Raw genomic sequence first — 13340 nt, 5'->3', positions numbered from 1 at the left:
TTTAAACATCAAGAAAATGAAAAGATATAATTTTTTAAAATACATATTTCTGTTCTTAACTATTTGTGGTCTGACAAGTAGTTGTAAAGACGATTTCTTAGAAAGACCGCCATTAAGTAATCTAACGGCTGGAACATTTTTCAATACCGATGCTGAATTACTTACTTCAACAGCAGCTTTATATAACCAAGTTTGGGCAGGTGCAAACGGACAATCTTTATTGGCTTTTGGTGATGGTCGTGGAGGAAACTTCTTTACTCCTTACGTAGCTGACTGGCTTCAATTTTGTTCGTTTGCTGTTTCAAATACCAACGGTGCTTTGAAGGATTCTTGGTCTTCGTTTTATAATATCATCGCTCAGTCGAATGTATTGATTAGCAATGTTAATACTTATGCGAAGCCAGCAGTTTCGGCAACGGCAAAAAAAACAGCCTTGGGCGAGGCTCGTTATATGCGTGGTTTAGCGTACTCTCTTTTGGTACAAAACTGGGGTCCTGTTCCAATTATTACAGATAATATTAAACAAGGTGGAGATACTACTTTATCAAGAAATACTGTAGAAAGCGTTTGGGAATTTGCAATTCGTGACATGCAGTATGCCATTGCTAATCTTCCTGCTACTTCTACGACAGGTCGTTTAACGAAGTACTCTGCGGAAGGAATGTTGGCTAGATTTTATTTGACTCGTTCAGGGTTGAATTCAAGCAATGGACAACGTAACCAAATGTATTTAGATAGTGCTAAGTATTATGCTAGAGATGTAATTATGAATAGTCCATACAAATTGATGGATAATTATGCAGACTTATTTTTTACAAAAAATAACAATAATCCAGAGCAATTATTTGGTTTACAGTGGGTTCCATTGCGTGATCCTTGGGGAGTAGGAAATGGGTTTCAATCACAATTTGCAGAAAACAGTACGATTACTGGAGGTTCAGATGGTTGGGGTGGAGGACATGGTGCTTCGGCAGACTATGTTTTAAATTTAGACCCAATAGACTCTATTCGTAGAAAAGCAACTTACATGTTTCCGGGTGACCATTATCCTGAATTAAACAAAAAAGGCGGAGGATGGGCAGAGCCAATTCCATCAGCAAGTACTTATAGCAATATTGCTCACTTCAAAAAATACATTGTAGGTACACCAGATGATAATGAAGGAAAAGGGCAGGTTCAAGCTACTGGGAACAATACTTATATGCAACGCTTGGCAGATGTATATTTTATTTATGCAGAAGCAATTTTAGGAAATAATGCTTCTACTACAGACCCTGAAGCATTGAAGTATTTTAATGCTGTAAGAAACAGAGCTGGTTTACCTTCGGTGACTTCTATCAATATTGATAAAATTTTGCATGAACGTCGTTACGAATTTGCAGTTGAAGGCGATGCTTGGTATGATATTGTTCGCTTGTATTACTATAATCCGACGAAAGCGAAAGCAATTATCAATGCTCAACAAAAAGGAGAATATAAAATAGACATCAAGCCAGGTACTTATGCAAATGGCAGAATTCGTGAATTTACGACTACAATTTTAGTACCTCGTACTTATACCGTTAATGATGCAACGATGTTTTTACCATATCCTGATACAGAATTGGCGATGGCTCCAAACTTGAGAAAACCACCAGTTCCTTACAAGTTTTAGTTTCAAGTATCAATTGTAAAATTTGGAAGGAGAGGATTCCTCTCCTTTGATAAATTCTCATAGAAAATGAAAAAATCAATGAATCATATATTTGGTAAGCTGGGATTACTATTCATCGTCTCGCTTGCTATTTTATCTTCTTGTCAGGATTCCGAATTAGAGCCTATCTCTACAGGAACGCCTGTCATCAAGAAAGTCTATCTTCTGGATACTATTTCAAGGCATAAAGACAGCACATTTGTATCAACAATTCCTGATGATAAACTGTTGGTGATTAATGGTGAAAATCTAGGAGGCATCATCAAAGTATATTTTAACGATTATGAAGCTTCATTCAATACCAATTACAACACTAACACACACTTAATTATTAGACTTCCCAAAGAAGCCCCAACTGAAGCAACGATGGCAACGGTTTCTAATAAACTTAGAATTGTAACTAGTCATGGAGAAGTATCTTATGACTTCTTATTATTGCCACCACCGCCTAATATTTATTGGATAGATAATGAAAATGCACTTCCAGGAGCAACAATTACAATACATGGAGCTAATTTTCTTTTAGTTCAAAAGGTGGTTTTTCCGGGAAATATTGAAGTAACAGACTTTAAAGCAACGAAAGAAGGAGATAAAATAGAAGTAAAAGTTCCTGCAAATTTAACCCTTTCTGGAGCACTTCAAGTAGTAACGAAGTATGGTATTTCGAAAACAGTAGCACCTTTTAATTTGAATTCAGGAGCAAGCGTATTTGCTAATTTTGATGATAAACAATGGGCAAATTGGATGTGGAATATTTTTGTAAAAAACAGCACTACAGACTATCCGGGTGCGCATGGTTCTTATGCTTATTTTGAAAAAAATACTGTAACCAAAGCAGGAGATAATGCTTGGTGGAATGCAGATGGAAGAGCTTTGTGGCTAACAACAGATTTGAGAAATCCATTAATGAGCAAAGATAGTTTAACGAATAGAGTAGAACATTTTTCATTGAAATTCGAAATTAATGTGAAGCAAGCTTGGGCATCAGGTGCATTTTTGATTAAAGCTAATGGTAAAAACTACGCTGCTCGTTATGAACCTTGGAGAGTCGCTGGAAAAGCATTCTCTACACAAGGTTGGGTAACACAAACGATTCCGTTAACGGATTTCAGAACCTCCGATGGTACTGGTACTTCAGCAACGTCAATCAGTGATATTTTGGGGGCTGATGGAAATAATGGCGGAGCTGAATTTGTTTTCTTCTTCGATAATACAACACCACAAAATAGCGATATTGATAAAATAGCAATGGCTGTTGATAACCTTCGTATTGTAAGAACAACGAATAAATAATTCACTTCACTCTCAAAAAGAAAAAATCCTTCTAGTTGCTATAGAAGGATTTTTTTTCAAACATCCTTACTTTTTCGATAATTCATCCAACTTTACTGACATAATTATGAAATGCTTTAATCCAATACTATGTTTTGGACTATCAATTCTTTTGGGTTCTTCCTGCTCAAAAACGGTAGAAGAAAATATCATTACTGTTCCTAAAGACACTACAACAGTTACCATTATTCCTCCTGTTGAGCCTAAAATTGCCAATACAGTTGGTTTTTTCTTGGATGATTGGCAAGCTAAAAATTACATAGCTCCTACTTATACCGATTTTGCTGCACCAACGCAAGCCTTGACGACAGTAACGGTTGATGCTTCGGATATTATTGCTAAAATACCTCAACAAATCTTTGGTCATAATGCCAATACTTGGATGGGAACTTTGGTTGATCAACCTAGTTTTGTTACAGATATTACTAACCTCAAACCTAACATTATTCGTTGGCCAGCGGGCAGTGGAAGTGATGGCTACTTTTGGAATGCCTCGCCCGTTCAAGACCCTAATAATAATAGCAGACAAACACCAGCCGCCCAATACATGAAAGATTGGGGAGTACCAGACAAGCACATGAATAAAGATGGTGCTTTGGTAGATGCTTTCTTTTTCTATGGACAAACAAAAGATAATTGGCGAGGTTCTCTGAGTAATTATTATGATTTGCTGAAACAGAGTAACAACAAGGGAATTATTACGATTAATTACGGTTTTGCTCGTTATGGTACAAGTACAAATCCTGTAGCAACTGCGGCACATTTAGCTGCGGAATGGGTACGTTTTGATAATGGAAGAACACAATATTGGGAAATTGGTAACGAAAATTATGCTGATTGGGAAGCGGGCTATAGAATTGATGTAAGTAAAAATAAAGACGGACAACCAGAGTTTTTAACAGGAAAATTATACGCACAGCACTTCAAAGTATATGCTGATTCTATGCGAAAAGCAGCAGCTGAAGTTGGTTCAAAAATTAAGATTGGAGCCGTGATGCAAGAATCTGTCACAGAATCTTGGCAAAATAATACGACCAAAACTTGGAATGCTACGCTGATTCCTGAAATCAATAATAAAGCTGATTTTTATATTGTTCATAATTATATTACTCCTTTCGGACAAAAATCTAATGCGTCTACAGTACTGAGTTCAGCCCTGAACATTCCTGCGGTGATGATGAGTTTTGTGACTAATGAAATCACTAAAAATGGGGGAGAAGTAAAACCGATTGCTTTTACAGAATGGAATATGTGGGCATTGGATTTAAAACAACAAGTATCGAATATAAGTGGACTTTTTGCGGTCATCGTTCAAGGCGAAGCCATTAAAAATAAATATGGTTTGGCAGCTCGTTGGGATTTGCTCAATGGTTGGGAAAATGGTAATGATCATGGACTTTTTAGCGATGGTGGAAGTGCTGACGACCCACGTTGGAATCCTCGTCCTTCTTTTCATTATATGTATTATTTCCAGAAAATGATTGGTGATAGATTGGTTTCTTCAGCCGTAACTGGCAATGGAGCAACAGCCATCAAAACTTATGCTTCAACTTATAGTTCGGGTCAGGTAAATATTACTTTATTGAATACTTCAAGTGTTCCGCTGACGGTGGAAGTAAAAACTAAAAACTTTTTGATGGGCAACCGCTATTACTGGTATAGTTTGGAAGGAAGTAACGACAATGGCGAATTTTCAAGAAAAGTGTTAGTGAATGGAAATGGTCCGAAAGGTGCTGCTGGTGGACCAACTGATTATGCTTCTTTAAAAGCACGCTCAGCACTTACTGGAACGGGTATTAAAGTAATTGTTCCAGCTTATGGTTCAGTTTGTATGTTGGTCGATAAAAAATAAAATCTTGATTGCTCCTTCTTAAAAAGGACTAAGCAACAGGATACTTTTTCTTATTTTGGAAACAATAACGATGTGTTATTGATAAAACTATTATCCAATGAATATTAAACTATTAGCCATTTTATCCTTCATAACAATTCCGATTGGTACAGTTTATTCGCAACAATTATCTGAAAATATTCGCCTCAATCAAGTAGGTTTTTATCCTAATGCCCCCAAAATAGCAGTAATCGTAAACGCAAATGCTGAGACGTTTATGGTCAAAACGGCTGATTTAAAAAATACTGTTTTAACTGGAAAATTAAGTAATGAACGTCAGTCGGAATTTTCAGGAAAAAAAACACAAATTGCAGACTTTTCAAGCTTGGAAAAAGATGGGAAATATGTTATTGAAGTGCCAACATTAGGTGTTTCATATCCTTTTGAAATACAAGAAAAAGTACACCAAGGTGTGGCCAAAGCTTCTCTGAAAGCTTTTTATTTCCAAAGAGCATCCACGAAAATTCCTGAAAAGTATGCTGGGAAATGGGCAAGACCATTCGCTCATCCTGATACAAAAATATTGATTCATCCTTCGGCAATTTCTGATAAAAGACCCGCAGGAAAAGTTATTTCATCGCCAAAAGGTTGGTACGATGCAGGCGATTATAACAAGTATATCGTGAATTCTGGGATAACGATGGGAACACTCTTTTCTATGTATGAAGACTTTCCAGACTATTTTCAGCAACAAAACCTGAATATTCCAGAAAGTAATAATACTGTTCCTGATGTGTTGGATGAAGCGCTATGGAATTTGCAATGGATGTTGACCATGCAAGATAGCGACGGTGGGGTTTATCATAAATTGACAAATGCCAATTTTGATGGAATGTTGATGCCAAACCATGCCAAGAAAACTCGATATGTTGTTCAGAAAAGTACTGCCGCAACATTAGATTTTGCCGCAGTAATGGCACAAGCAGCTCGTATTTTCAGACAATTTCCTAAAGAATTTCCTACTTTGGCAGATTCCTGTTTATCGGCTTCTGTTCGTGCTTGGGATTGGGCAAGTAAAAATCCAACCGTGAAATATGATCAGAATAAATTAAACGAACAGTTTTTGCCCAAAATCACCACAGGAGCCTATGGCGATAATACGGTTTCGGATGAATTTATTTGGGCAGCTTCAGAATTATACATCACTACTAAAGACGAAAAGTATTATCATAGCATTGATTTCTTGCCAGTTCAGAAAATGTCTGTGCCTTCATGGAATCAAGTTCGTTTGTTGGGTTATTACTCTTTAGCAAGATTCCACAATCAATTAACAGGAAAGGCGAAAGAAGATTTCCCGACTTTAAAAAGTAATTTAATAGCTTTTGCAGATACGCTTTCAAGTGGCATTGAAAAGCGTTCATTTCAAACTGTAATGGGAAAAACGGCAAAAGATTTTGTGTGGGGAAGTACGGCAGTTGCCGCCAATCAGGGAATTGCCATGATTCAGGCTTATCAACTCACAAAAGATAAAAAGTACTTAGATTTAGCCTTAACAAATCTTGATTATATTTTAGGAAGAAATGGAACAGGTTATTCTTTTTTAACAGCATTTGGTTCAAAAACCCCTATGCACTTGCATCATCGTTTGGCAATTGCTGACGGAATTGTCGAGCCTTTACCTGGTTTTTTATCGGGCGGAACAAACGCTGGACAACAAGATAAATGTGAAGGTTATACCACCAAAGTAGCCGATGAATGTTATTTAGATGCCGAATGTTCGTATTCAACAAATGAAATTGCCATCAATTGGAATGCTCCACTGGCGTATTTAGCTTCAGCAATTGAAGTCCTCATCAAGAAGTAATATTAATATTTCTGTAGTAAAGTTTATCTTAAAAAGCTTTGCTACAGAAATAATTTTCCATTCCCCCCGACGCTCCAAATCCATTGATTTCTCCTCAAACAATTGTGAATCAAGAATAAATTAGCCTTTTAGCAAGTAAATACATACAGGATATTGCTTTGTTTTTTGGAATTTCATGCAGAAATATTTTACCGAATGTTTTATAAGAAAGTACATTAAACCTTATAATGAATGATTATGAAAAAAAACAAAACGATTTATGCTTTCTGGGCAAGTCTGCTTTTACTCTCAATCAATGTATTCGCTCAAGAAAGTCAGAAAATTTATCTTTCAGGAACTGACAAAGACCACACCGTTCAATGGGATTTCTTTTGCAACAAAGGAATGAACAGTGGAAAATGGACAAAAATTGCAGTGCCTTCTAACTGGGAATTACAAGGCTTTGGTAAGTACAGTTATGGTACAGAAAACCGAAAAGAGGAAACCAAAGCCGACGAACAAGGATTGTACAAACATACTTTTGATGTTCCGAAAACATGGAAAAGCCAAAGAGTATTCATCGTTTTTGAAGGTTCGATGACGGATACCGAAGTGAAAATCAATGGAAAATTGGCGGGGGATGTACATCAAGGAGGTTTTTATCAGTTTCAATATGAAGTTACAGATTTGCTGAAAACGGGTAAAAATCTATTAGAAGTAAAAGTAAATAAAGCCTCAGCCAATAAATCTATTGATGTTGCTGAACGTCACGGTGATTTTTGGGCTTTTGGTGGAATTTATCGACCAGTTTATTTAGAAGTTGTTCCGCAAAGTTTTATCGAACGTTTGGCAATTGATGCAAAAGCGGATGGAAATTTTTCGGTAGATGTTTTTACCTCAAAAACCAATGCCAACCAAAGTATTGACGTACAAGTACAAACTTTGTCAGGGCAAAATATCGGTACTTTATTCTCTTCAAAAATCAATCCTTCAGAAGCTAAAACGGTCTTGAAACAAGCTTTTCAACAAGTAAAATTGTGGAATGCTGAAACGCCTAATTTGTATCAAGCAAAGATTTCACTGAAATATGAAAAAGGCATTATTCATAGTCGTACACAACGTTTTGGTTTCAGAAGTATTGAAGTAAGAAAGCGAGATGGCATTTATGTGAATGGTGTAAAAGTAACGCTTCGTGGTTCAAACCGCCATTCTTTTAATCCTGAAACGGGCAGAACTACCAGTAAAGAATTAAGCATCAAGGATGTGAAATTGATGCAAGAAATGAATATGAATGCCGTAAGGATGTCGCATTATCCGCCAGATATTCACTTTTTAGATGTTTGTGATTCTTTGGGTTTGTATGTAATGGACGAACTAACGGGCTGGCAAAATAAGTATGATACCATTCCGGGTAGAAAATTAGTGAAAGAAGTAGTGATTCGTGATGTTAATCATCCTGCTATTTTGTTTTGGGACAATGGCAATGAAGGCGGTTGGAACAGAGATTTAGACAAAGATTTTGAATTGTACGACCCACAAAAACGCCCTGTTTTTCACCCTTGGGAACGTTTCAACGGCTTTGATTCTAAGCATTATATTACTTATAATTATTTGGCGAATGCGGTTTTGTACGATAAAGACATCATGATGCCAACTGAATTTATGCACGGTTTGTACGATGGCGGACACGGGGCAGGCTTAGAAGATTTTTGGGATTTGATGCTCAAACATCCGCATTGTTCGGGTGGTTTTTTATGGTCGTTTGTGGATGAAGCCGTAGTGAGAACGGATAAAAATGGTATTTTGGATGGTTTTGGGAACAATGCTCCTGATGGAATTTTAGGGCCACATCGTGAAAAAGAAGCCAGTTTTTATGCGATAAAAGAAATCTGGTCACCAGTAAGAATCACTAAAAAATACTTGCCACGTACTTTTGATGGAAAGTTGCCTGTAGAAAATCATTATTCTTTCACCGATTTAAATCAATGTACTTTTGAATGGCAATTGCTTTCTTTCCCAAAACCAAGCGATAAATCTTTAGCAACAATTATTAACCAAACTGGTAAACCAAGTTTTACTTCCATTCCTGCTGGCGAAACGGGTTATTTAAAATTGAATTTACCCAACAATTGGACAGACAGTGAAGCTCTTTATTTAAAAGCAATTGACCCAAATGGGAAAGAGATTTTTACTTGGTCGTGGGTGATTCCTGAAAAAGAAGAAAGTGCTACGAAAGTAATTGCTTCAAAAGGTGTTAATACAAAAATTGAAGCCAACGAAGATGGTAATTTCCTGACGATTAAAGCTGATAATGTTACTTATACTTTTGATAAAAACACAGGTTATTTAACCAAAGTAAATAATTCAAAATCGGATATTTCCTTATCGAATGGTCCAAGTTTGGCGGGCGTTAATCTTTCCTTAAAATCTTTTAAACATTATGCTACTCCAAATGGCTACGAAGTATCGGTTAGTTATGGTGGTGATGGCGGATATTTTAATGTTTGGTGGAAATTTGTGACGAATCAGCCTGTTGAAATGTCGTATCAATATTCACAAAAAGGCGATGCTGATTTTATGGGAATTACTTTTAATTATCCAGAAAAAGAAATTACGGGCATGAAATGGCTGGGACGTGGTCCTTACAGAGTATGGAAAAACCGCATGAAAGGTTTGCAATACGGCGTTTGGCATAAAGATTATAATGATGCCATCACGGGCGAAGATTTTCAATATCCTGAATTCAAAGGTTATCATTCAGATTTGAAATGGGTAGTGATTGAAACCAAAGAAAGTGCTTTTACGGTATATGCTGAAGACGAAAATATGTTTTTACAAATGCTTCAGCCACAAAAACCTAAAGGTGCGACGAACGATAATACCAGTCCGCCATTCCCGACTGGAAACATTGGTTTCTTGAATGCCATCAGTCCGATTGGCGCAAAATTTAATCCAGCAAATTTATATGGTCCACAAAGCCAGAAAAATATGATGCTGAATTATACGCCAATAAAAGGTAAATTGTTATTTGATTTCAAAAATAAATCTATTGAAAACTAATTAGAGAGTTGTGAATTAGTGAATTATAAAATTAAGCTGTTTGAATTTTCCTATTAGCGGGTGAATTAATTCACCCGCTAATAGGAATTTGTAAAATGTATTAGCTCAAAGACTCACTTTATTCATGAATATTGATTTAGGTATAGTTTAATACCATTTTTTCTGTTAAAAAAACAAATGTTTAAATAGCTGTAATATAAAAATCACTAATTCACAATTCACTAAATCACAATTAAAAAAATAGACATGAAAAAACTCATTAATATTCTTTTTTGCAGCTTAATATTTAGCTGTACTGGCTATAGTCAGGAAACGATTTCGGCTTTGAAAGTCGATAAAAAATTAATTACAGATGAACTTTCGCATCCAACGGCTTTTGCTGAACCTAACGATAAATCTGGACGATTATTTGTTTGCGAGCAAGAAGGGAAAATTAAAATTATTCAAAAAGGTAAAGTATTGCCAAGCTTGTTTTTAGACATTACGGACGAAGTAATCAAGAAAAAAGGCTACGAAGAGCGTGGCTTGTTGGGCTTGGCTTTTCATCCAGACTTTGCTAAAAATGGCAAATTGTATGTGTATTGCAGTATGCCCGTTGCAGTTCCTGCAAGAGGGCTAGACCATAAAAGCGTAATTCGTGAATACACCGTTTCTGCTAAAAATAAGAATATTGTTGATGAAAGTACGGCTAAAACAGTCTTGGAATTTGATGAACCTCAGTCGAACCATAATGGAGGAGATTTGAAATTTGGTCCAGATGGATTTTTATACATTGCCGTTGGTGATGGTGGAGGACAAAATGATAAACACGGAGTATCTGGCAATGCCCAAAATCTCAGTAATTTCTTAGGGAAAATCCTTAGAGTAGATGTAAAACAATTGCCTTATAGCATTCCTTCGGATAATCCATTTGTGGGTAAATCAGAAGTTCGTCCAGAGATTTATGCTTATGGTTTTAGAAATCCTTGGAGAATCAGTTTTGATAAAAAAACGGGAGAATTATTTGCAGGAGATGTTGGTCAAGATAATTATGAAGAAGTAAATCTTATCACAAAAGGTGGCAATTATGGTTGGAGAATCAGAGAAGGTTTACACGAAAAATTCCCGAATGACCCAGACCCTAAAAACTGGATTAATCCTATCTCAGAGTATCCTCACTCAGATGGTTTGAGTATCACAGGTGGTTTTGTGTATAGAGGAAAACAAATTCCTACCATAGCTGGCAAATACATTTTTGCTGATTGGACAGGACCAGTTTGGGCATTGACAAATAATAAAAAAGAGCAGTGGGACAGAGAAAAACTTTCAATCTCGCAAGATGCTGGTAACTGGCATATTTACAGCTTTGGCGAAGACCAAGCGGGGGAAGTATATTTACTAACAGTACTTTTAGGAAGCGATAAAGGAGCTTTATATCAGTTGGTGGCTGGTAAGTAGTTTGATGATATTTTGAGTATTTCAGGTCTTGGGCTATCCTAAGACCTGATTTTTTTTAGAAAGTTCAGATTTATAAGAGTGTAATTTAGAAAACTTGCTTTGTGACTTAGAAAATGAGCTTTGTAATTTAGAAATCTTGCTTTGTGATTTAGAAAACGAGGGGAGTATTCATTAAACCGTGTCAATAAGTTTTTTAAGGAGAAAGTATAATCTTGTCCTAGTTCAATGTTTTGGGAGTATCGTCGCAGTAATTTTGAGACAAGAAAACAAACAAGACGATGGACAGAAAGACTTTCATACAAAAAGGAATTACAGGTACAGGTATTTTTGCAGCTTCTGCTGCTTTGGGAAATGTTATTAAAAACGATATTGATGAGTTGAAAGAACTTGATATTATTGGTTTTAATCATATTCCAAATACGCCTTCTAAGATTTTAGAAAATTCTGTTTTTCATAAAGCTGATTCTCGTGGACATGCCAATCATGGTTGGTTAGATAGTAATCATACTTTTAGTTTTGCCAATTATTATAATCCTGAACGTATGCACTTTGGCGTTTTAAGGGTTTTGAACGACGACCGTGTTGATGCAGGTAAAGGTTTTGGAACGCATCCACACGATAATATGGAAATTATTTCTATTCCTTTAGAAGGGAATTTAGAACATAAAGACAGCATGGGAAATGTGGCAGTCATCAAAAAAGGAGACATCCAAGTAATGAGTGCAGGTACGGGCATTTACCATTCTGAATATAACCAAAGTAAAGATGATTTGGTGAAGTTTCTACAAATTTGGGTTTTCCCGAACAAAAAGAATGTTACGCCTCGCTATGACCAAATTACCTTAGACGTAAACGACAGACATAATAATCTTCAACAAATTTTATCACCCAATCCAGATGATGCAGGAGTTTGGGTTCATCAAGATGCTTGGTTTCATTTAGGGAAATTTGATGAAGGTTTTGCCAAAACATATCAAATCAAGAAAAAAGGAAACGGCGTTTATGCTTTTGTATTGAATGGAAGTTTTGATATTGAAGGTTTTACGGTTGCTCAAAGAGATGGTTTTGGTGTTTGGGATATTGAGCATTTGCAAATAAAAGCGAATAGTCAAGATGCAGAAATCTTATTAATGGAAGTACCGATGTCGTTATGAGAAAGTTCGAAATATTAGTAATCGGAAGAAATGTTGATATTCACGAAACAGTTTTGAGATTAATCAACAAAAATCAAGATTGGCAAGCCACAGGTGCTTTAACAGACGAAGAATCGTGCAGGTTATGCAAGGAAAAAACGTATGATATGGTGTTGTTGGGAAGTGGAATTGAAGAAGAATCTGAAAATAAATTGAGGGAATACTTTCAAAGTATCAACCCTAATTTACCAATTGTTCAGCATTACGGCGGAGGAAGCGGTTTATTATACTGCGAAATTATGCAGGTTATTGAAAAGTTGGAAGAAAAGCAGTGAGAAGTGAGACAAAATCACTAATTCACTCAACCACAATTCACAATTTTACTAATCCTTTTCAATCTTAATATTTTTAGCATCAGCAGGATTCATTACACGTTTAATACCCATAAATCTTTTCTGGTAATAAGCGGCATCTAAATAATCGTAGCGAACACCACCGTTCCAAGCTGAGTGAATAAACTTAATATATTTGTCGGTTACTTCGGTAACAATTCCGACGTGACCGACTCTCTTCCCTTTGGCATTATGCCCTTTAAAGAAAATCAAATCACTAGGCTGGGCTTCAATTCTGGAAACAGAGTAACCCAATAAACTTTGTGCAGCACTACCGTGGGGTAAAATCATCCCAAAGTTTTTAAAACAATAGCGGACAAAACCAGAGCAATCAAAACCTTTTTTAGTAGTTCCACCAGAGCGATACCTCAGATGAAGGTGGTCATTAGCGAAGTCGAGGAGATTATTTACTGTACCGAAAGTGAATTGATTAGACTTGTTGTGAGTCGAATCAGAAGGAGCAAATTGACCAAAAGAGGCAATACGAATTCCTACACAAAATATGGTAAATAAAGCTTTTTTCAGCATAATATTGGGTATAATGTCTGAGTTCAGTTCCTAAATTAGTTAAAAAAGTTCAAAAACGAAAACGTTTGTCTTTATTTTATCCAATTGTCGA

The 13340-nt window shown here is 36.2% G+C and carries 9 protein-coding genes; 8 read left to right on the top strand and 1 reads right to left on the bottom strand.

Annotated elements, in window-relative coordinates; all coding sequences use genetic code 11:
• The first annotated feature begins 16 nt into the window (after positions 1–16).
• From ABID42_RS01780 to ABID42_RS01745, 8 genes are all read left to right on the top strand, one after another.
• A complete protein-coding gene (locus ABID42_RS01780; RefSeq protein ID WP_323257198.1) occupies positions 17–1654 on the top strand; it encodes a RagB/SusD family nutrient uptake outer membrane protein in 1638 nt (545 codons plus the stop codon).
• A 78-nt stretch (positions 1655–1732) separates the two neighbouring features.
• Positions 1733–2986: a glycan-binding surface protein gene (locus ABID42_RS01775; RefSeq protein ID WP_367282186.1), complete on the top strand. Its 1254-nt coding sequence runs from the start codon at positions 1733–1735 to the stop codon at positions 2984–2986.
• Between the two features lie 106 nt (positions 2987–3092).
• Positions 3093–4877, top strand: a complete 1785-nt coding sequence (locus ABID42_RS01770) for a hypothetical protein (protein WP_367282185.1) — start codon at positions 3093–3095, stop codon at positions 4875–4877.
• Positions 4878–4974: 97 nt separating this feature from the next.
• Positions 4975–6720 (top strand): glycoside hydrolase family 9 protein, encoded by a 1746-nt coding sequence (locus tag ABID42_RS01765; protein WP_367282184.1) that lies wholly within the window; start codon positions 4975–4977, stop codon positions 6718–6720.
• A gap of 237 nt (positions 6721–6957) precedes the next feature.
• Positions 6958–9759 (top strand): glycoside hydrolase family 2 protein, encoded by a 2802-nt coding sequence (locus ABID42_RS01760; protein ID WP_367282183.1) that lies wholly within the window; start codon positions 6958–6960, stop codon positions 9757–9759.
• Between the two features lie 246 nt (positions 9760–10005).
• Positions 10006–11196 carry a PQQ-dependent sugar dehydrogenase gene (locus tag ABID42_RS01755; RefSeq protein WP_367282182.1) on the top strand — a complete coding sequence of 397 codons (1191 nt, stop codon included), beginning with the start codon at positions 10006–10008 and terminating at the stop codon, positions 11194–11196.
• Between the two features lie 278 nt (positions 11197–11474).
• A complete protein-coding gene (locus tag ABID42_RS01750; RefSeq protein ID WP_367282181.1) occupies positions 11475–12350 on the top strand; it encodes a pirin family protein in 876 nt (291 codons plus the stop codon).
• Positions 12347–12664, top strand: coding sequence for a hypothetical protein (locus ABID42_RS01745; RefSeq protein ID WP_367282180.1), 318 nt, complete (start codon positions 12347–12349; stop codon positions 12662–12664). Before ABID42_RS01750 ends, ABID42_RS01745 begins: the two co-directional genes overlap by 4 nt.
• A gap of 48 nt (positions 12665–12712) precedes the next feature.
• On the opposite strand, the gene ABID42_RS01740 is transcribed toward ABID42_RS01745, so the two are convergent.
• Positions 12713–13249 carry a C40 family peptidase gene (locus tag ABID42_RS01740; protein WP_323257181.1) on the bottom strand — a complete coding sequence of 179 codons (537 nt, stop codon included), beginning with the start codon at positions 13247–13249 and terminating at the stop codon, positions 12713–12715.
• Between the last annotated feature and the right edge of the window lie 91 nt (positions 13250–13340).

Origin of the sequence: Arcicella rosea (assembly GCF_040543805.1) — a bacterium.
GTDB classification, from domain to species: Bacteria; Bacteroidota; Bacteroidia; order Cytophagales; family Spirosomataceae; genus Arcicella; species Arcicella rosea.
Note: the sequence above shows the minus strand (reverse complement) of the source record. Positions and strands in the feature narration are given on the sequence as shown.

Coding starts and splice junctions, on each gene's coding strand:
- ABID42_RS01765 (WP_367282184.1), top strand. CDS start 4,975: ATGAATATTAAACTATTAGCCATTTTATCCTTCATAACAATTCCGATT.
- ABID42_RS01750 (WP_367282181.1), top strand. CDS start 11,475: ATGGACAGAAAGACTTTCATACAAAAAGGAATTACAGGTACAGGTATT.
- ABID42_RS01770 (WP_367282185.1), top strand. CDS start 3,093: ATGAAATGCTTTAATCCAATACTATGTTTTGGACTATCAATTCTTTTG.
- ABID42_RS01745 (WP_367282180.1), top strand. CDS start 12,347: ATGAGAAAGTTCGAAATATTAGTAATCGGAAGAAATGTTGATATTCAC.
- ABID42_RS01780 (WP_323257198.1), top strand. CDS start 17: ATGAAAAGATATAATTTTTTAAAATACATATTTCTGTTCTTAACTATT.
- ABID42_RS01740 (WP_323257181.1), bottom strand. CDS start 13,249: ATGCTGAAAAAAGCTTTATTTACCATATTTTGTGTAGGAATTCGTATT.
- ABID42_RS01755 (WP_367282182.1), top strand. CDS start 10,006: ATGAAAAAACTCATTAATATTCTTTTTTGCAGCTTAATATTTAGCTGT.
- ABID42_RS01775 (WP_367282186.1), top strand. CDS start 1,733: ATGAATCATATATTTGGTAAGCTGGGATTACTATTCATCGTCTCGCTT.
- ABID42_RS01760 (WP_367282183.1), top strand. CDS start 6,958: ATGAAAAAAAACAAAACGATTTATGCTTTCTGGGCAAGTCTGCTTTTA.